This is a genomic window from Psychroserpens mesophilus (assembly GCF_050617655.1).
Classification (GTDB): domain Bacteria; phylum Bacteroidota; class Bacteroidia; order Flavobacteriales; family Flavobacteriaceae; genus Psychroserpens; species Psychroserpens mesophilus_A.
Genome location: NZ_JBODQC010000087.1, coordinates 1 through 343 on the forward strand (window position 1 = coordinate 1; position 343 = coordinate 343).

Consider the following 343-nt stretch of genomic DNA (forward strand, 5'->3'; position numbering starts at 1 on the left):
GGCGACGGGGGGTGACCCGGCTTCCCGTAGATGCCGGCTACCGGATGCGGACGGACGAGCTTCACCGGTTGTACAACCAGGCCCTCGCGGACGGGCTGGAACCCATCGCCCTGGTTGGCAGTGCCCCGTCCACCGCCACGGGCAGTTATGACCCGATTGAGGAGTTGGCGGACTTTTGCACCTCCCGGGACCTATGGCTCCATATCGACGGGGCCCACGGGGGTTCTGCCATCCTCTCCGAAAAGTACCGGGGGTTGATGCGCGGCGTCCACCGGGCGGATTCCCTGGTCATTGACGGCCACAAGATGCTGGGTCTTCCCGTGCTTACCACCGCCCTGCTGTT

Annotated in this window: 1 protein-coding gene; it reads left to right on the forward strand. The window is 65.6% G+C overall.

All coding sequences use genetic code 11. From position 1 onward, the window contains the following. Positions 1-343: pyridoxal-dependent decarboxylase (locus ACRHNM_RS16445; RefSeq protein ID WP_431137713.1), on the forward strand; the 343-nt coding region annotated here is incomplete at both ends.